Raw genomic sequence first — 17,722 nt, 5'->3', positions numbered from 1 at the left:
CTCAGCACTCGGATATGCGAGGAGAATCGGACCGCTCATAACGGAACTCCTTTCCAGGAACCGAAATCTGCGAGTGAGCTGACGGGAACTGCGGATTGCCAGAGGGATTCGATGTCGTCGGGAACCCGCACGCGCCAGTCACCATCGCTCCACGCCATTGGCCAGTTCGCGTAGGCCCATCCGCTGGTCGCGCGAACTGCGATCTGTACCACGGCAAAATCCGGCCGATACCCCGCAAGCACCCGGATTCCTTCGGGTACGACGACATAGGTTGCGGCGTTGAGCGTCTCAAGGCGGCTGCTGGCGATGCGATCGATGAGGGCCGCACCACCGCCGAGGAACCGCTGTTGTACGACGCTGCGCCACAGATCTTCTGGCGCGGACAAGGCTCGCGCGATCGCATCGCACGCGGACAGGCCAGCGCCCTGCGGGGTGTCGGCAAACCCTGAAGCCACTCCTGCCGCAATGGTGGTAGGTCCGTCGCTGCCGGAGATCGGCAGCGCCGCGCCTCCCCACACGCGCTGCCACTGTAATCGGGCAGGAGCCGCAGTGAGGTAGTCGGGCCGAATCGGGTTCGGCCGCAGCATCGGCTCCTGCGGAAGGGGGACGCCGGCCAGATCACCTGGAGCTTCGAGCCTGTTGCCGAAAATGTCGGTGGTGGGCACTCGAGACGAACTGGAATCTGTCGTCGTGCTTGCCATCGGAGGTGTCATTTTCGCAGGAGGTGTCGACACACCGTCGGAATTGCCGTGGTATCGAATTGAGGCGAGAACAGTGAGAGTGATGATCAGGACCGTGATTCCGATGGGCAGCACGGGTCCGGGACGTCGAAGGCTCATGATCGGCGCGTCCTCATCTCATGGAAGTGGTAGCGGAATGAGATTGGAAGGCAAGGCGGTCACCGTTTGCACAAGCGAGGATTGTGGGTGGCCGGGAAGCAGTAACTTCCAGTCACCGTCTTGCCAAATGACAGTTGCGGTGTTCCGAGTGAGCGACTGATCGGACTGGATCGTGAAGATGGCGATCTCGGCGCGATCCGGGGCGTAGTTCACGACGCGGTATCCTGCGATTCTCAGGGCGCTGGCAGTAATGGGGTCGGTAATGGAGATCTGTGATCGAGCGATCGCCCAGGCGTCACGACCGGGGCCTGACGCGAGCATCCGCTGACCAATCAGCGCCCATTCGCTGTCAGTCGCAACAGATATCCGAACTGTCGCGTTGATCGCGGCCAAAGAGGCACCGACGGGATTTCGATCGAATCCGCTCACCACAGCGCCGCTAGTGTCTCGTGGACCCTGATCCGCGACGGGCAGCGAAATACCCTGAAATGCAATCTTTTTCAGGTTGCTCGGCCGAGAATCGATGTTCGCGGTCGTGGCGGTGCCGGGCGTGGGGTCAGTGCTGTGGTGACTGCACCCGGCCAGCAGGATGGTCGACCCGAGCAGACCCGCGCTGAGGGTCAGTTTGCCCATGACCGTCGACGGTGAATAGCGCATTTCTCGCTCCTCATGAGCGTCAGTGGGTCGGGTAAATCGCGGCTGCGATGCCGCTGGCGGAACCGACCAGGACTGCGGCCAAAAGAGATCCGGCTAGTCCTTCGGTGGCTTCTTCTCGGTAGATGCGAATTCCGAGCAGGCCGGCAAGGAAGATCGTGCGCGCAATACACAGCAGCAGCACGATCCAGGCGAGCCATCCCAGCATCGGAGTGAGGTATTGCGTGACTTGTGGTGGAAGGGATTTCGCTAGTGCCACGGTTCGTCTCCTGCCGCTATGGCGGCGCGTTCGGCCTGGGCGAGGGTGTCGTCGATTGCGTTGCGATCGACGGCTTCGAGGGCATGCACGATCACGTCTGCGGCCCGGCCGGGCTCTGCATGCGGAAGGCTGTGGCCCGCGCCGGGCACCAGTTCGTAGTCGGCCCAGATGCGTTCTGCCAGCCGAACCGATTGGGCCGGTGGGACTACGCGATCGCGTTCGCCTGCGATCACGAAGGTCGGAATACCGCGAAGCAGTGCGGCCGCGTCAGCGTCGAGGGTGAAGTCGCCGTAGGCGGCGAGCACGTCGGCCAGGACCCGCGGATCGCTGCGGCGTGCGCCGCATGCTAGTTGTGCGCGCGAGCCCAGACGTCGGCTCAAAGCACGGAAGCGGTGTTCGAGGAAGGCGATGGTCGCGACGGACACGGCATCGAGGCGGGTGCGTCTGAACCGCTGAACTCGGCGCGGTAGTTCGCGGTAACGCGCGGCGAGAGAGGGGAATTCGGGGAATTCTCCGCCGCCGCTGAAGATGACCAGCGCGGACAGGGCCGAGGCTTGGGTCGGGTTCTGTTGTGCGTATGCGGCCGCGACCAGTGACCCGGCGGAGTGGGTAACGAGGATGACCTCGCCGCTGGCGTGCGCGAGTACCGCGTCGAGGTCATCGACCAGATGACGGAGCGTGGTGGCCGTGCGGCGGTCGGGCCGACCGGAGATGCCGTGGCCGCGCTGGTCGTAGGCGATCTGGGTGATGTTGTCACCGAGGCGGCGGTGCACGTGTTCGGCAACCGGAGACCAGTAGCTGCCGTCACTCAATAGGCCGTGGACGTAGACGACGGTCGTGGCGGCGGTGGGTGAGCCGAGCCGGGTGGCGGCGAGTTCGAGATCGTCGGTGGACTGGACGCTCAATGCGCTGGGGTCGAGCAGGGTCATAGTGGTGATTCCTTGAAGCTCAGGGCGAAGGGATACCTCTCGGCCGAGACGGCGATAGACGCGCTCGTCGGTGCCGATATCGAAAGGCGTTCGTGGTCGATAGATTTCGCTCGGCATGTCATTGCGTGCTCGTGATCTGAGTCATGATCGTTCCTGCGCTGGTGGCGATGATTCCGCCGACGAGGGCACCGAGGACGATCTTGGGGGCTTCTACCGCACCCCCGTGCCAGCGTTCCCACGCGAATTTGCCGCCGGCGTAGATGAGCGCAGCAATTCCTGCGAGCATCACGAACCACGACAACCAATTGACAATTTTGATCAGGCCGTTGGCACCGGGTGGTTGCTCGGGAGTGATGTGGACCTGCTGAGCCAATATCTCGACGGCGGACAGCATTAGTGGCAACGTCATTGAAGGTCCCCGGACACGTCGTGGTCGGTGTTCGGACGAGCGGCGGCGATGCGCGCGGTGATCGCGACCCCTGCTCGGTGCACATCGATGGGCACCGAGCTGCTCAGGTCTGCGCGTCGGGATGGTCGGGGATCGTTCGGTGTGAATTGCGCCAGCTGGGCGAGGTCGCAGACGAGGAGCTCGTCGTGCCATTGGATCGACCAGATCGCCTCGTCCACCAGATCGGCGACGATGCGCCGATAGCGGCGTACCGCTGCGGGGACGCGCCCAGGACGGACCGGAGTCAGCACCAGCCCGAGGACGGTGACGCCCGAGGGAGCGAGTCCGGCGTGCCATTCTCGTAGGCGGTCCGCGGCGGCGGTGAGTCCGGGTAGGCAGTCGCGTGCGGCGACGACGACGCGTTGTGTGGTCTGCGGGGAGGCGGGCCAGGCCAGTCCGGTATCTGCTGCGGGTGCCCACCAGTGCGCCAACGTGGTTGTGCCGGCGCCACCATGTGCTCCTTGCACGGCGAACAGGGGCGGGTAGGGGCCGGTCGTGGGCAGCGGTGTCGGACGAACCGGTGCTTGACGGTCCGGAGTCGGCGCGGTGATGGTATCTGGTTCGAAACGTGCCGGCTCGGTGCTGCCGGGGCGGTGGAGGTGAATGACGTTGGCGTGCATCGGTTATCCCTGCTTTTGAATGTTGTCGATCAGCAGCCCTGCCGGTGTGCGGCGGAGGTTGATCACCTGCAGGTAGTCCGTTCGGGTGTGGTCGGGGTGCAGCTCGACCAGGTGCACGTTGGCCGTGGCGTCCGCGATCGGTGTGATCGCGACGCAGTGCGTGGTTCCAGCGGGAATGGATGCGATCCCAGCGGTGAGCGGATCGCGCGTGATCCCGGCTTCGGGGGTGACCAATGCCAACGCTGCATCGGCCGAACGCTGCTGGTAATAGGCGTACTCGAACGCGGCGATCACGCCAGTGACGCTGGCTGGATCACCGGAGCCTGCAGTGACCGTCGTGGCGGTCAAGCCCGTGCAGGCACCGGTCAGCGCTGGGGTCGACGTCGCACTCAAGGTCACGGTCTGCGGCTCTGACACGGTGGACTCTGTCCTGCGACCCAGTGCGAAGACAGCAAAGACGATCACCGATACCGAGACCAGGGTCGACACGATAGGGACGACCCATCGAAGGCGTGCCGTCTTCGGCACCGGCCGCCCGTCGAAGTCTTCTCGCGGCCCACTGCGCGTTACTGCGGTATCCAGATCGTCTGGTAGCCAGCCCCATTCAGAGTTGGTCTCGTGAGACGGCGTGGTCGGGGCGGTGGGCTGGGTGGGCAATGTCGTGGGTGTTGAGTTGTCGAGCCAGCCCCACTCGCTGTTGCCGTGGATGCGCGAATCGGTGGTGGTGTTGTGGGGCATCGAGATTCACCTCCTGTGCTGGGTGATGTGGTGTGGGTGGGCCCTTCGGGCAGACGGCCCGCGAGGGACTGGTCTGGTTATCTCTCTGGCGCAGAGACCACCGTCTGCCCGAAGGGGTCTAGGGAGCAGGCGTGCTGCTGGCGGTCGCTGACAGCGGAGTCGCGACCGAGGGCGAAGAGGCGTGCGTCGTGGTTGTGACGCTCGGTGTCGCGCTGGTGGACGGTGTCGCCGATCTCGGTAGTGACGTGGCGGGGTTTGTCGCGGCGATATCGTGGGCCAGTGCGGCGAACCACGTGGCGGCGGCGCTGAGCGGGGCTGTTCCGGAGGAGTCGGCCGAAGCGCTGGTGTAGGAGTCGTGTCGTCCGGCGGTGTCGCTGTATTGGGTGTAGGTCGCCAGGTTGTAGAGGTCGTTGTCGTTGGTGACGGTGGAAGTGATCGCGGTGAACGCCTGGTTCACCCAGCCCAGTGCCGTCGCGGGAGGAATCAATTCAGCTACCGCGCCAACGACTTTCGCGCCGAGGGCGGCCAGGGCCGCGACCGGGTCGGCCATGCCGACTGTGGCGAGTTCGCTGATCGTGCTTGTGGTAAATACTTTCTGTGCGACTGAGACCACGGTGTTGAGTCCGATCGTTCCCAGCCGGAACAGCACCGAGAGGGCGTCACCGATGCCGGGGATCGGTGTGCTGGGATCTGATGCTTCGGCCAATCGCTGTCCGAGCGTTTTGGTCGGCTGGTAGGACAGCTGATCCAAGCTCGTGCCGGAGAGGTCTTCGGTGACCGCCCCCACGGTGGTCTTCCACACCGTGGCCGCCAAGGCTTGCGCGATCGTGGAGATGGCGGTGATGGGATCCTTGGTATCGGACTGTGCAGCAATGTTTTTCACAGTCTTGGTCAGCGGTGTATCGGAAGAGGAGTCACAGGACAGGTCACCCGGGGTGCAGAAGTCAGCGACCCGTCCGGCGAGTGAGCCGTAGTCGACAGCAGTGTTGCTGGCGATTCCTGATCCGCTGGTCCCTGTATCGGTCAGCGTGATCTGTGCGACCGCGGTGCCTGCAGTGCCGGGCGCGCCGGTCGGGGTGGTTTGGCCTGGGCGGCCGGGCAGCACAGCTTTGTCGGCGCGCGCGGGGTTAGCGAACAGGGCGACCCCCGCCACGGTGTCCGGATCCACGGGACCGGCACCCGTGCCGACCGCATGGGCGAATGCGGAGACGGCTGCGGCGCCCTGTCCGTAGCCGGCGGCGGCGATGCGCGTGTCGGGGCAGCGTTGGGCAATCTCGGCCGCATTCTTTCCGAGGAGGTCCGCAGCATCGGTCACGGCTTGCTGATATTGCGTCTCAGTGCCGTCGTCGGCGTAGCCGTAGCGCACATAGGAGCGCTGCACGGTAGTTCTGGCCTGAGCGAGCAGTGCAGAGAAGAACTGTCCGAGAGCTCCGGTGTCGGTCGTCGGTGCAGCGTCGGAGGGGCCTTCGTCTGTTCCTTGAACCCCGAAGACGTACAACGCGGGGCATGTGCCGTCCACGGGGACATCAGCTTCCGAGCGAGCGAGCAAACCGGTCGATAAGTACACAATCGTCACCACAAGGGTCACCAGAGGCGCGGCCGTGCGGCCGAAGTGTGTGGGCTGAGTGTTTGAACTGTGCAACAAAGGATTCACCTCGCATTCCTGATCTCTGACGGCCGTTGCGACGGCGCGAACGTCACGCTTGTCGCTCTACGGCCTTGGCAGCTGCCCGTTCTGCGTCGGTGGCCGACGTAGGAAGCTGGCGAGCGTGTCGGCGACTTCTGGTGTGCTGTCGATGGCAGTGCGGAAGTGGTTGGCGTCGTACTCGCGCCAGCTGACCTCGATGCCGCGGCGCTGATACTCGGTGAACAGTCCGCCACCGGATTCGATCGGTACGATCGGATCGTGGGTGCCGTGATACAGATGGACAGGGACGGCAGGAGTTCCTGCGCTGCTTCGGCTTTCGCGAGTCAGGACGAAGCGCCAGATGGCGTCGTTCCAAGGGTCCGGGCGTTCGCACCAATGTTCCAGCGGCTGTCGATACTGCGCGAGTAGCGTTGCCGCACTGAGCTGCTCAGCGTGTCTCGCCACACTGCGGCCGTCCTCGGTAAGGACATGACGCAACGGGAGATGGTGGTAGGCGCGCGAGAGTCCGATCAGTCCAGCCAGCGCCAACGCTGCCCACGGTCCGCGGTGTTGTGTGCGAACCAACGCGCCTGGATCAGTCACGACAGCGCCGGCCGCGACTCCGCGCAGGTCGAGGTCCGGGGCGTACTCGACTGCCAATTCGGCGCCCCAGACTGCCGCACGGCCGCCGTCGCCATAGCCCCACAGCACGATTGGTGCGCGCGGGGTGTGCGAAGGCGCGAGTTCCGGTATCGCCTGGGTGGCTCGGGCCAGGTCCAGCGCGACGTGTCCGGACGCGCGCGCGGCGAGGAAGGTGTGCGGGCCCAGACCAGTTACGCCGAGGTTCTCGCCGTCCGGCACAGCGACGGTCCACCCCCGATCGAGGGCTTCCCGGATCTGTTCGAGCGGTTCGTCGCCGGTGAGCAGTTGCTGTGAGGGAGCGCATTGGCCACCGAGTCCATGGAAGCTGGGGCAATACACGACAATCAGCGTCGGGTGCGGCTGCGCCATAGACGTTGTGGAGAACACTGTCCCTGTGACGGGGATCGGTTCTCCCCGTGAGTCGTTGGAGACGTACATGATGCGCCAGGCTCTCGTCTGACGACCGAGCTCCGGGACGGCGATGGCCTGTGTGCGGAGCAGCTGGCCTGGACGGTCGCCGCGCTCGGCGGGGAGCAGTGCGTAGAAGTCGGGCATGGTCAGCTCCCCGCGATGTCGTGCGCGAGGGCGATGAGCCAGGCGATCCCGGAGTTCAGCTGTCCGGTGGTGGCGTAGCCGTTGTGGCGAGCAACCGTGTCCGCGAATCGGATCCAGACCGCGGGGTTCACCAGGTCACTATTGTCAGCGGCGAACTGACCCCACGCCCCGGACAATTGCGAGACGAGTTTCGGCAACAGGACGAGCGGATTCTGGGCTACGGTGGCGGCGATCTCGTTCCATCGAGCCGTTGCTGCGGTGGTGTCCTCGGGCGACGGTCCGGGTATCCGAGGATCGGTAGCGTCGGTCAGCCGCTGTGCCAGCGTGCGTGTCGGAGTGTAGTCGACATCGCCGGAATCGAGATGGAAGTCGTTGAGCACGAACGACGTCCAGGCATCCCCCAAGGCGGCGGAGAGCAGGGATTGGATCGATCCGACTGCCGCGATCGGGTCACGTAGGTCGGCCTGCGCCGCGAGATCGGCTCCCGCCCGCAGCATCGCGGCATTGTCCGGTGCCGAACACGCCAGATCCCCGTCCACACAGATATCGGCCACCCGACCGGTCAGAGCCCCGTAGGTCGTGCCGTCGTCAGCGATTCCTGCACCAGCGGACGCGGAACTGGTGAGCTGCACAGTCGAGACTGCTGCTCCGGTACTGCCAGGGGCAGGATCGGGTCCGACCTGCCCTGGGCGGCCCGGGAACACGGGTTCGCCCGAGGTTCGAATCGGGTTGGAGTACAACTCGATTCCGGCGATCCGTTCCGCCGGTACCGGACCGTCGCCGGTACCTACGGCCTGTGCGAACTCGGCGACCGCTTGTGCGCCTTGGGAATAGCCGACGACCGCGAGCATCGTGGCCGGGCAGGCCGCCATCACCTGTGTTGCCGCGTCGTCAAGTCCGGTCAGAGCTGACGAGACCGACGCCGCATACGGGTCCGCACCGCCGCCCGGCACCGCCCCGCCGAAGCCGGCCTCGTAAGCAACGTAGCTGCGCTGGACCAATCCGGGCACCGCGGAGACCACGGGGCCCAGCAACGCACCGACCACTCCGGTATCTGCCGTCGGACTCGCCCAGGGTGAGGACTGACCAGTTCCTTGAACACCGAGCGCGTAGAGCGCGGGACAGGCCGGGCCAATCGGAACCTGCTGAGCGGCTGCTGGTTCCGAGCCGCCGACAAGCGAAGCACCGCACAGGAGCGCGATGGCCGTGCCACCGGAGATCCGTGAAATCCGTTTGCTCACGGCTGGCCCACCCCGACCCCTGCCCCGAAGCCCGCACCAACCGTCCCTCCTGCGATCGCGCCGACGATCGCGACCGGTAATCCCGCGATCGCCGAGCCGACTACCGCGCCAGCCGCAGCACCCAGAGCGGTGCCGAAGACTCCGGAGGTCACCGTCCCCAGAACCGGCACGGGCACAAGGGTTCCCACCGCGGCTCCGGCGATGCCGCCGACCGTGCCGCCGACGAGTCCGCCCACGACCGCACCGACCGCGGCCACCGGGCCACCCGCGATCACCGCCCCGGCAGCGCCCCCGACGCCCGCGCCCGCCAGGGTGGCGCCGCCGACACGGTCTGAGCGCCCTGCCGGGAAACCGATCGAGTCCAGCGCGGTCGCCACCTGGGCTTCGGCACCGGCGGAGGTGTCGTTGATCCAGTCCCGCACCGGCGTAGGTAGCCAATCAGGCGATGGCATCTGCCATTCACCGATGCGAATCGTGTCATCCGGCGGTGCGATCGGGGCGACCGGTGCGACGGGCTCGGGCGGATGAAGATCTTGAAGTTGCACGGGAGGTGCGGGATCAGCAGACGGCTGCGGCCGCGGCGACGTCCCGTTGCGTACTTCCGGTGGTTGCTCGGAGTACTGCTGGTCGGGCGGCGTCTGCTGCTCGACCGGTGGCGGAGGAGGCGCAGCGGGGGTCGTGGTGCCCGGCTGCGCGGGGCTGGTGACGCCGGGTTGATCCGCAATATCGCCGAGCCCCGCGGCCACGGCCATGCCCGGTGCCGACAACATGAGCGACAACGGCACGACGCCCGCGATAACAAAACGTCCGCAGCGAACGATCATCGGCGTCGACGACATCGCTGCGCTCGCACTTCCTACACCGTGCGCACGTCGGGTCGACCGTGCGGGATCGGCTGAATTGCGTCTGGAACTTCGCATATCAAATAGACCCTTCATAGCAAGAAAGGCAGTCCGCTCGAATTCGACGAACGTTCCGCACTCGATGGCGCAGGCGCTCCTGTCTGCAGATACGCGACCAGGAGCACCCGCGTCAAGGATCGGGACTTACAGGAACTGCCCCACCAGCGAGATGAGCTGGGTCACAATGTTGAGAGCGTTCGATGCGATCGACGAACCGAAGTTCAGGTAGGACAGAATACCCATCGGATCCACGAATTTCCCTTTCGTAGCGGTTAGCATTGCCCCACCATCAAAACCTCGTGGACACTGTCGCGCCATACCTTCCGCTGGTAAGAAAATTACCAAATAAGGTATTTACCAATACCCGCACGGCAGCACGCAGGCATTATCGCGCCGATTGGTAAAAAAATTACCAACAAAATGCTCGAGCAGAGCTGTCCGCCGGTTCGACGGACCTGTCCCTCCCTGCCAGAATCGCAAACGCCCGGCAATCACTGCCGCAAAATCAGCGTTGCCGGGACCGCAACTCCCTGGTAGGAACGGGTCGAACTCATGGGGGAGTTGCTTCATTCGCCACAGTCAGCTCAGCGATAAGTCACAACCGCAGAAGAGGGGGAGAGGACATGGGTCCGACTCCTGGGAGAAGAATCCGCCGGCGACTACCGACCATCCACGACGGCGAGGCCATCGGCATCGAGATGCCCAGCCTGGGCACCTGGCTCCGCCGCGTCCGAGACGATCGCGAACTCACCCGGCAGCAAGCCGCCGAGCGCTCGAACATCAGCGTCGACTACATCAACAAGATCGACCGCGGCTCCGTACCCACCCTGGACATGGTCGACAAACTCATCACTGCCTATGACATGAACCCGATGCAAGCCCGGCACACTCGCCACCTGTGGGCACCGCCCGTACCCCTGTCCTCGATCGAAGAGCTACGCGAACGAGTCGACACCCCGAGCCGTCGCGAAGCACTCGCACACATGGATAAAATCGGGATGATCTGTGTCTATACCGATCCGCTCTGGAATGTGCTATCCGCGAACGAGTCTTTCCGCCGCGCGCTACCTGGCCTCGATGAAGCCCGAGACAATGTCGCCATCTGGTTCTTCTACATCTGCAAGAACTTCCGCCCAGCGATGAATGTAACCCTGCAGTGGGAGCAAGAAGCCCTCTTTCACGTCGCCATCTTGCGCGGCGCCTTCGGCCTCTACCGAACCAGTCCACGCGCGAGAGACCTCTTCGACCGCCTGATGCGAGACCCCGACTTCAGACGCATTTGGAACAGCAGCCTCCAAGTCGCGTATGCACGAAACCCCAACGACCTCGCCCACCTCCGCGACCCAGACAGCGGCGAGCCGTACTCCATCAGCATCGACATCGCCGAGCTCGCCGACACCCGCGACATCCGCGTTTGCCACGCATTCCGTCAGCCCCACTCCGGACCACTCACACTGCCCTAGCCATAGAGCCGTTTACACCCAGGAGCTATGTGGCTCACATCACAATCAATGCGTGATAGGTATTGCGGCAAATGAATGTCTACAGCTGTAGCAAACTGTTAATCGCTTATAACAATCAGATCGTCTGACACGTGGGTTCGTCGACGGATAAACCACGCCGCCGACATGGATTTGTTGGAGTAGCCATAGGTCAGCCGTCGCGTCCGCCGACTGCCCGCTGGTCATGCCGTCCGCTTCGCCATTCCCACACGTTGCGGGCCGCGAATGTTCGACCTCCGGATTGGCGGGGCGGTCACGGCTCGAGATACAGAACTTCACACGGAAGGCGAGGAAGCTCGACTACATCTCCACGGGAGACCGAAATTTGTTCTGCACCAACATGTTCCGACCAATCCTGTACGAAAACCAAGGCAGCAGTTGCGCACGCCCGGTAGTCCAGTCGCACTCCGCAGAGGCACAGCGACAGATGCACATCCTCCTCACCCGGACGAGGCGAGCCGTTGAACGACCTAGTGAACACTACGAATCCGACGACTTGCGCCGGCACCGCGGCGGACCTGCACCAGGACCGATGCTCCCGGGATATCCAGACCTATCCGGTCGAGGGTCTTCACCAGGACCACTCCCGTTTGACTCCGCGGTGAGCACGAACCGCCACCACTTGGATACGTGAAAACCACACGCGGGCCGCAAACTCACCTTGAGAGAGGTAGCAGCCTGGGATCCGACGCATGGAGCTCACACTCGCCGGGTGGTGCACGTGCGAATTGATTCGATGACGGCCATCCCGGAGGGACGAAACCCGTCCCGTGGTGGCTCGACCCACCGCCGGAATTGCCCTTGCTGATCCGATGGCGAGGGCAGCACGATCTGAGCGCCGGCTCGAGCGACGCTCACACCGCAAGCCGATCAGTTCCCGTCGCTACGACTGCATCTGGGCGCGGGTCGGGGAGATCCTGCCCTGGGTAGCCGTTCAGGGCATAAGCATGCACTGGCTTCGGCACACCACACTGACCTGGATCGAACGCACCTTCGGTTTCGCCGTGGCCCGGGCCTACGCCGGACATGACGGCAAGGCAGGCGGCACGACCGCGACCTATGTGAAGTCCGATGTTCTCGAGGTCGCCGCCGCCCTCTCGATCCTCACCGCGGAATCTCACCCTCTGGTGTCGCACGAGGAGAGCATTGCCCGAGCCGTCGACCGAGTTTGACTGACGGACACCCTGCCACCGACTTGTGCAGCGGTGCGATCTCGTTTCCGCTGCCTCGGCCGATCAACTCGACCGAGGCAGCGGCACAGCGGCGAGAACTCGCCCGTGAAGTGCGCTCGAGCAACGAGAGGGTCTGTGTGACACAACAACTCGTTGCATCGCGTCCAGATGCACTCACACCACCCTCAGCAGGAAGGCCCGACAATGACTTCCGATCCCTCGACCACGAATCCCTCTCGACAAGCCGCGTTTCGCGGTGTTCGATGGGTCCAACCATCGCATCACCGGGAACCAGCACAGGCGCTGTTGCGCGGCCACCGTCCACGTCGCGGCGCAGCGGCACCGGGACGGGACGCCACCGTGGGAATCGACATCACCTGCCCAAGCTGTGGGCACGACGACCGGGTTCAGCGAGTTCCGGCAGTCCGGGCGACCGGTACGACCACGGTCCATGGCCTGGACTACCACTCCGGCGTCGCCGTCAGTTCCGCAGGCCTGATCCCCGTCGTTAGCTCGAGCATGACCGAGCGGACCTACTCGACCAGCCTGTCCCAGTCGCTGGCGTTGGCACCCCTCCTACGGCGTTCGGGCAAACTGGTCTTCCTCGGTGTGATCCTCGCGATTCCTGCCTTCATTTACCTCTTGATCGCCATCGTCAATGTCTCTGATCCTGAAGCGACAACGCCGTTGCCAGTGTTTCTCGTCGCCAACTTCCTGCTGATTTCCGCGATGGCTGCTCCATCGCTGTTCCTGTTCTGGATCGCGTCGCACAGAACTCGCCGAAACAGTAGAATTTCCAAAGGCATCTCTGTCAGTAAACATATCTGGAGTGCCGGCCACTACTGCCATCGATGCGGCTACTGCTTCTGGCCCTATGCGATCGCGCCCGGAATACCGGCACGACAAGCCGTCACCCCGGAAAACTATCGCAGAATCGTGTGGAGCGCAGGTGGCTACGCCAATCTGTGAGCGCTCCACAACCCCGTTCTGAGGACACGTGGTCACGCCGATCCATCGCCCACCGGCATCCATTCGGATGGTTCGCATAAACATGCGCCCAGCCAGCGAAACGCATTGAGACATCCACTGTTCATCGCGTACTGACCTCCACCGAGTTCAAGCACCGTCACCACGGCTTGCTGATGCCATCTCGGTGACGAGTGAGTGAGCGCGGCACCCATTGAGCTCCCCCATATCGCTGAAGGGGTACCTCGATAGTCGAGCGCTCCCGCACGCGAATTCCTGAACTTTCACGCTCGCGCATGCGTCCACAGCATAAAGCCGCGACGGCATTGCCGTCGCGGCCTTTTCTGTTTCTCCATCTACTGGAAGGCGATCCTCTATGCCTGTTCCCGCATCTTCTCCTCCGCATTCCTGCGCGGTCTGCCAGCCCGCGACGTCCCGGCCGCGAACGCGCACGGCGGGAACCGAGGCGATCAGTACTCCGGCTTCCGCCCGAACGCCACGATGTGATCGCTGCCGTGCGCCCAATCAGGACCTGGCCATCACAGCCGAATTCGGTCATGTCTGCCGTGAATGCACTCCCGGATGGTCGGAGTGCGCGCGCTGCCTGTATCGCGCGCCGACTACGTGGCGCACCGATACCGGGGAGCGTGTATGTCCACCGTGTGTCGACCGGTTCTTCGATCACTGCGCGGCGTGCAGCCTGTTCACTGCCGAGAGCCGCTATGTGTCCGGCGGCTCCCGCGTCTGCACTCACTGTGCCCAGAACTACCGCCCGTGCGAGCAGTGCGGCACCCTTCTCCCCGATCGCACCGACTGCGAAAACTGCGGCTCGGCCGGGCGGATCTGGAACTACAACTACAAACCCGACCCGCGATTCTTCGGTCACGGCCCAGTATTCCTCGGCCTGGAACTGGAAATCATCGTCCCACACCACAACTACGATGCCTGCGCGGCGACGGTCGGCGAGCACGTGCGCGATCTGGCGTACCTGAAGCACGATTCCTCGATCGAGCCGTTGGGTTTCGAATTGGTCACCCATCCGATGGACTACCAGTTCGCGATCGAGCACTTTCCCTGGCCACTGCTCGAGCGGTTGACCGAACTCGGGTGCCGCTCGGATCACAGCGTCGGTATCCATGTCCATGTCTCGCGGAATGGGTTCGACTCGGCCGCCCACATCTTCCGGTGGGCGAAGCTGATCTACCGCAACGAATCCCAGACGGTGGCCTTGGCGCGACGGCGATCGCGTTACGCGGTCTTCTCCCCGATCGCCCGCGAACGGGTCAAGCACACCGCCAAGGACGATCTGCGCCGGTATGGGATGAACCGCTACCAGGCGATCAACCCGCATCCGCGCAAGAGCCTCGAGTTGCGGGTGTTCGCCGGATCGCTTGGCCCCCAGCAGGTGCAAGCGGCCTTGGCATTCGTCGCGGCCAGCGTCGAGTACACCCGCACGCTGACCTCCACCGATGTCGTCCGCCACGGTGGCTGGGATTGGGAGCAGTTCACCGCGTGGGTAAGCCAGCGGGAGGAGTACGCGCCGCTACGGGCGGAAATGGAGGCCCTCGCGTGTGCTTGCTGACCTTCTTCCCCCCAGGCACGACACCTGACCTGAGCGCGCTGCGTAACGGCACGCGCGTCAACAGAGACGGTCACGGATTCGCCGTCGTCACCACCGACAGCATTCTCGTCGGGCGCGGTATGGACGCCGAGGAGGTGCTCGACGATTTCGCCTCCGTCCGCGCTCGCCATCCGGAACGAGCGGCGCTGTTTCACAGCCGCTATGCCACGCACGGCGCAGTGAGCATCGACAACTGCCATCCCTTCCGGCTCGGCCGCGATCGACGGACCGTGCTCGCGCACAACGGTGTTCTACCCAGACGGGTCCGTCCGACCCCGTACGATCCTCGCTCGGATACCCGGATAGCGGCCGAAACGTACTTGCCGCACATGCCTTTCGGGTCGTTCGATACCGGCCACGGGCGACGCGGGCTGGAGTCGTGGCTCGGGACGAGCAAACTCGTCGTCCTCACCGTCGACCCGACCTTCGGCCAGAACGCCTACGTGTTCAACGAATCGGCAGGAATGTGGGATGGCGGGATCTGGTACTCCAACCCCGGATACCGGCCCGAACTGGACCCGGCGCTGCTACGCGCGAGGGCGTGGCTGTATGTGTGTGAAAGCTGCGGGGACATCGACTTCAGCCGGCGCGGCCGCTACTGCGGCCGCTGCGGCTGGTGCTTCCTGTGCGCCAACCCATTCCCCCACTGTGACTGCAAGCAACGCTCCGACACCGCAGGCATAGAACTGCGCCGCAGGGCGATTCGCTAATTTCAGCGCTCACCTCTATTGGCTCTGGTCGGGGTTGCCCGCCATGTCGTCACCTCCGAACCGACATCGCAGGTGGCCCCCACCTGTCGTCTCGCTGATCGCATTCCTGAAACCAGCAGAGGGTGCGCGAGATTCGCGCGCCCCGCCGCGCTGTGCGCGCCGTTTCGTCCTCGGCGCTCCCATCTGCCTCCTTCAGTGCTCAGAGAGGTCCTATACCCATGCCCGAATTGCTGGACGCACCCGCGTTGTGCAGCACATGCTCCCCACCGCTGCCCGACAATCCTCCCCCGAGCGAACCCGCTCTACAGTGCCCGGACTGCGATGAACGCGCCTTCTGCGAGGACTGCGGCGAACAGGCCACCGAAACCCACGAGACGGTCAACGACGGCGTGCTGTGCACGGCCTGCACGCGGCGATGGTCGGAATGCGAGTACTGCGCGCGCTACACCACCACCGGTGAGGCGACCGTCGGCGGCGACATCGTGTGCGACACCTGCCATCTCGATCACTACTGGCGATGCTCGGACTGCCGGTTGCTGTCGCGATATCTACGCAGCGTCGACAGCGGCGACGAAGTGTGCCGCGACTGCCAGTCCCACTACCGCGAATGCAGCGATTGCGACTACCTGACCACCAGCGACGACTACTGCTCGTCGTGCTACCGCGACCGCCGCGATGACTACATCCACGACTACTCCTACAAACCCGACCCCTACTTCCACGGCCAAGGCCCGGTCTTTCTGGGGTTGGAACTCGAGATCAAAACCCTGGGCCGTTCCCTTCAAGCCTGCGCCGAGATCGCCGCGGACCACCTCGGCGACCTGGGCTATCTGAAGGAGGACGGATCCATCGGCTATGGCGGCGGATTCGAAATCGTCACCCACCCCATGAGCTACGAGTGGGCCATAGCGGAATTCCCTTGGAATATGCTGCGCGAGTTACGGATTCGCGGTGCTTATGTCGATGACCATGTCGGCATTCACGTCCATGTCTCGCGGGCCGGGTTCGACTCGCCAGCGCACGTGTACCGGTGGATGAAGTTCTTCTACCGCAACGAAACTCAGGCCGTGCGCCTGGCTCGCCGCCGCAGCGACGACTGGGCCAGCTTCACCTCCGAAACCCGCGCCGATATCGCCAAATTCGCGAAGGGTGAACGCTTCGGCCACGGCCGATACCAGGCCATCAACGTCAATCCCGAAGACACCTTCGAGGTCCGGATCTTCGCCAGTTCCCTACACAGTCAACAGGTTCAAGCCGCGCTGGCGTTCATCGCCGCCTCGGTGGAATACACCCGCACCCTCACCGCCGGTGATGTCGCGCGCCGACGGGGCTGGGAATGGACCGTGTTCGTCACCTGGGTGCGAGCCCACCGGATCTATCTGCCGTTGCTGGCGGAAATGGAGACCCTGCAGTGTGCATCTTGAGCTTCTACAAGCCCGGCATCACCCCTGATCTCGCCGCGCTGCGCGACGGGGCCTTGGCCAACCCGCACGGGCACGGCTATGCCGTCGTCGCCGACGATCGCATCCTCGTCGGGCACGGGCTCGACGCCGCCAAGGTGATCGAGGACTTCGCCGCCGTGCGTGCTCGATTCCCGGACAACCCGGCCCTGTTTCATTCTCGCTTCGCCACTCACGGATACATCAGCGAACAGAATTGCCACCCATTCAGGGTCGGAGGCGACGCGCGAACAGTGTTGGCGCACAACGGAGTTCTTCCCGCCATCGTGCACCCAGCCAAAGGAGACTCCCGCTCGGACACCCGGATAGCCGCCGAAGACTTCCTTCCTCTGCGTCCGTTCGGGTCGCTGGACTCGTGGGCTGGTCGCGCCGACCTCGAGGAATGGCTCGACGGCGACAAAATGGTCCTGCTCACCGTCGATCCCCGCTACAAACATACCGCCTACCTGTTCAACGAACACCACGGCCGTTGGAGCCGCGACGGGATCTGGTACTCCAACCACTCCTACGTGTGGCGTGGGCCCGGCACCGACGAACAGCCCGGAAACCACGTCGACGACTACTGCGACTACTGCGGACAGTACGGGCTCGAACGCGGCGGCCCGCACTGCCCGGCCTGCGGGTTCTGCGAGCAATGCTGGCAGGAATTCCCACACTGCGCATGCGAATTCCTCACCGGCACCGAACGATACGCCGACCTGACTTTCGTCGACATCGCGTGATCGGTTGCGCATCTCCCCTCTACCAGGCCGCGACGTCCGCCACGGCAATTCCGAGAAACGGAGTCCATCTCATGATCCGACAATCCGCAGGTGCCGATCACGCACCGAGCCGACA

At 64.2% G+C, this 17,722-nt stretch carries 19 protein-coding genes; 7 read left to right on the top strand and 12 right to left on the bottom strand.

The genetic code is table 11. The features are described 5' to 3' along the window. Positions 1–35: 35 nt before the first annotated feature. The 12 genes from AB0L60_RS06850 to AB0L60_RS06795 all read right to left on the bottom strand — a co-directional run bounded on the left by AB0L60_RS06850 (position 36) and on the right by AB0L60_RS06795 (position 9,733). Complete coding sequence (locus AB0L60_RS06850) at positions 36–665, bottom strand: hypothetical protein (protein ID WP_364608340.1); 630 nt, start codon at positions 663–665, stop codon at positions 36–38. A 192-nt stretch (positions 666–857) separates the two neighbouring features. Then, positions 858–1,496 (bottom strand): hypothetical protein, encoded by a 639-nt coding sequence (locus AB0L60_RS06845; RefSeq protein ID WP_364608337.1) that lies wholly within the window; start codon positions 1,494–1,496, stop codon positions 858–860. 19 nt (positions 1,497–1,515) lie between these two features. Next, positions 1,516–1,752: a hypothetical protein gene (locus AB0L60_RS06840; protein WP_364608334.1), complete on the bottom strand. Its 237-nt coding sequence runs from the start codon at positions 1,750–1,752 to the stop codon at positions 1,516–1,518. Continuing rightward, on the bottom strand, positions 1,743–2,681 hold the full coding sequence (locus AB0L60_RS06835; RefSeq protein ID WP_364608331.1) for an alpha/beta hydrolase: 939 nt from the start codon (positions 2,679–2,681) through the stop codon (positions 1,743–1,745). Before AB0L60_RS06835 ends, AB0L60_RS06840 begins: the two co-directional genes overlap by 10 nt. Positions 2,682–2,799: 118 nt before the next feature. Continuing rightward, on the bottom strand, positions 2,800–3,075 hold the full coding sequence (locus AB0L60_RS06830; protein WP_364608328.1) for a hypothetical protein: 276 nt from the start codon (positions 3,073–3,075) through the stop codon (positions 2,800–2,802). 11 nt (positions 3,076–3,086) lie between these two features. Then, positions 3,087–3,749, bottom strand: coding sequence for a hypothetical protein (locus AB0L60_RS06825; protein WP_364608325.1), 663 nt, complete (start codon positions 3,747–3,749; stop codon positions 3,087–3,089). A gap of 3 nt (positions 3,750–3,752) precedes the next feature. Further along, positions 3,753–4,487 carry a hypothetical protein gene (locus AB0L60_RS06820; protein WP_364608323.1) on the bottom strand — a complete coding sequence of 245 codons (735 nt, stop codon included), beginning with the start codon at positions 4,485–4,487 and terminating at the stop codon, positions 3,753–3,755. Between the two features lie 118 nt (positions 4,488–4,605). Beyond that, positions 4,606–6,141, bottom strand: coding sequence for a cutinase family protein (locus AB0L60_RS06815; RefSeq protein WP_364608322.1), 1,536 nt, complete (start codon positions 6,139–6,141; stop codon positions 4,606–4,608). Positions 6,142–6,198: 57 nt separating this feature from the next. Continuing rightward, positions 6,199–7,311: a lipase family protein gene (locus AB0L60_RS06810; RefSeq protein ID WP_364608320.1), complete on the bottom strand. Its 1,113-nt coding sequence runs from the start codon at positions 7,309–7,311 to the stop codon at positions 6,199–6,201. Between the two features lie 2 nt (positions 7,312–7,313). Continuing rightward, positions 7,314–8,357: a cutinase family protein gene (locus tag AB0L60_RS06805; protein ID WP_364608318.1), complete on the bottom strand. Its 1,044-nt coding sequence runs from the start codon at positions 8,355–8,357 to the stop codon at positions 7,314–7,316. A gap of 191 nt (positions 8,358–8,548) precedes the next feature. Continuing rightward, entirely contained in the window at positions 8,549–9,322 is a 774-nt protein-coding gene (locus tag AB0L60_RS06800) for a hypothetical protein (protein ID WP_364608315.1), read from the bottom strand. 276 nt (positions 9,323–9,598) lie between these two features. After that, positions 9,599–9,733 carry a hypothetical protein gene (locus AB0L60_RS06795; RefSeq protein WP_364608312.1) on the bottom strand — a complete coding sequence of 45 codons (135 nt, stop codon included), beginning with the start codon at positions 9,731–9,733 and terminating at the stop codon, positions 9,599–9,601. 344 nt (positions 9,734–10,077) lie between these two features. Between AB0L60_RS06795 and AB0L60_RS06790 the strand changes: the two genes are divergently transcribed. From AB0L60_RS06790 to AB0L60_RS06760, 7 genes are all read left to right on the top strand, one after another. Beyond that, positions 10,078–10,917, top strand: a complete 840-nt coding sequence (locus AB0L60_RS06790; protein WP_364608309.1) for a helix-turn-helix domain-containing protein — start codon at positions 10,078–10,080, stop codon at positions 10,915–10,917. A 986-nt stretch (positions 10,918–11,903) separates the two neighbouring features. Beyond that, complete coding sequence (locus AB0L60_RS06785; RefSeq protein WP_364608307.1) at positions 11,904–12,128, top strand: hypothetical protein; 225 nt, start codon at positions 11,904–11,906, stop codon at positions 12,126–12,128. Positions 12,129–12,488: 360 nt separating this feature from the next. Then, positions 12,489–13,097, top strand: coding sequence for a hypothetical protein (locus tag AB0L60_RS06780; RefSeq protein ID WP_364608305.1), 609 nt, complete (start codon positions 12,489–12,491; stop codon positions 13,095–13,097). 721 nt (positions 13,098–13,818) lie between these two features. Next, entirely contained in the window at positions 13,819–14,676 is an 858-nt protein-coding gene (locus AB0L60_RS06775) for an amidoligase family protein (RefSeq protein WP_364608303.1), read from the top strand. Continuing rightward, positions 14,664–15,425 (top strand): class II glutamine amidotransferase, encoded by a 762-nt coding sequence (locus AB0L60_RS06770; protein ID WP_364608301.1) that lies wholly within the window; start codon positions 14,664–14,666, stop codon positions 15,423–15,425. Before AB0L60_RS06775 ends, AB0L60_RS06770 begins: the two co-directional genes overlap by 13 nt. Positions 15,426–15,643: 218 nt before the next feature. Continuing rightward, entirely contained in the window at positions 15,644–16,849 is a 1,206-nt protein-coding gene (locus tag AB0L60_RS06765; protein WP_364608299.1) for a hypothetical protein, read from the top strand. Then, on the top strand, positions 16,837–17,607 hold the full coding sequence (locus AB0L60_RS06760; protein WP_364608297.1) for a hypothetical protein: 771 nt from the start codon (positions 16,837–16,839) through the stop codon (positions 17,605–17,607). Before AB0L60_RS06765 ends, AB0L60_RS06760 begins: the two co-directional genes overlap by 13 nt. Positions 17,608–17,722: the final 115 nt, after the last annotated feature.

The sequence above is a fragment of the Nocardia sp. NPDC051981 genome, from assembly GCF_040680715.1.
Lineage (GTDB): Bacteria > Actinomycetota > Actinomycetes > Mycobacteriales > Mycobacteriaceae > Nocardia.
The sequence above is the reverse complement of the archived record's forward strand: the minus strand, read 5'-3'. Positions and strand labels throughout refer to the sequence as shown.

What these genes read in the sequence shown, in the direction of transcription:
- AB0L60_RS06765 (WP_364608299.1), top strand. Translation starts at nt 15,644, where the DNA reads ATGCCCGAATTGCTGGACGCACCCGCGTTGTGCAGCACATGCTCCCCA.
- AB0L60_RS06845 (WP_364608337.1), bottom strand. Translation starts at nt 1,496, where the DNA reads ATGCGCTATTCACCGTCGACGGTCATGGGCAAACTGACCCTCAGCGCG.
- AB0L60_RS06820 (WP_364608323.1), bottom strand. Translation starts at nt 4,487, where the DNA reads ATGCCCCACAACACCACCACCGATTCGCGCATCCACGGCAACAGCGAG.
- AB0L60_RS06835 (WP_364608331.1), bottom strand. Translation starts at nt 2,681, where the DNA reads ATGACCCTGCTCGACCCCAGCGCATTGAGCGTCCAGTCCACCGACGAT.
- AB0L60_RS06785 (WP_364608307.1), top strand. Translation starts at nt 11,904, where the DNA reads ATGCACTGGCTTCGGCACACCACACTGACCTGGATCGAACGCACCTTC.
- AB0L60_RS06830 (WP_364608328.1), bottom strand. Translation starts at nt 3,075, where the DNA reads ATGCTGTCCGCCGTCGAGATATTGGCTCAGCAGGTCCACATCACTCCC.
- AB0L60_RS06810 (WP_364608320.1), bottom strand. Translation starts at nt 7,311, where the DNA reads ATGCCCGACTTCTACGCACTGCTCCCCGCCGAGCGCGGCGACCGTCCA.
- AB0L60_RS06800 (WP_364608315.1), bottom strand. Translation starts at nt 9,322, where the DNA reads ATGTTGTCGGCACCGGGCATGGCCGTGGCCGCGGGGCTCGGCGATATT.
- AB0L60_RS06795 (WP_364608312.1), bottom strand. Translation starts at nt 9,733, where the DNA reads ATGCTAACCGCTACGAAAGGGAAATTCGTGGATCCGATGGGTATTCTG.
- AB0L60_RS06790 (WP_364608309.1), top strand. Translation starts at nt 10,078, where the DNA reads ATGGGTCCGACTCCTGGGAGAAGAATCCGCCGGCGACTACCGACCATC.
- AB0L60_RS06825 (WP_364608325.1), bottom strand. Translation starts at nt 3,749, where the DNA reads ATGCACGCCAACGTCATTCACCTCCACCGCCCCGGCAGCACCGAGCCG.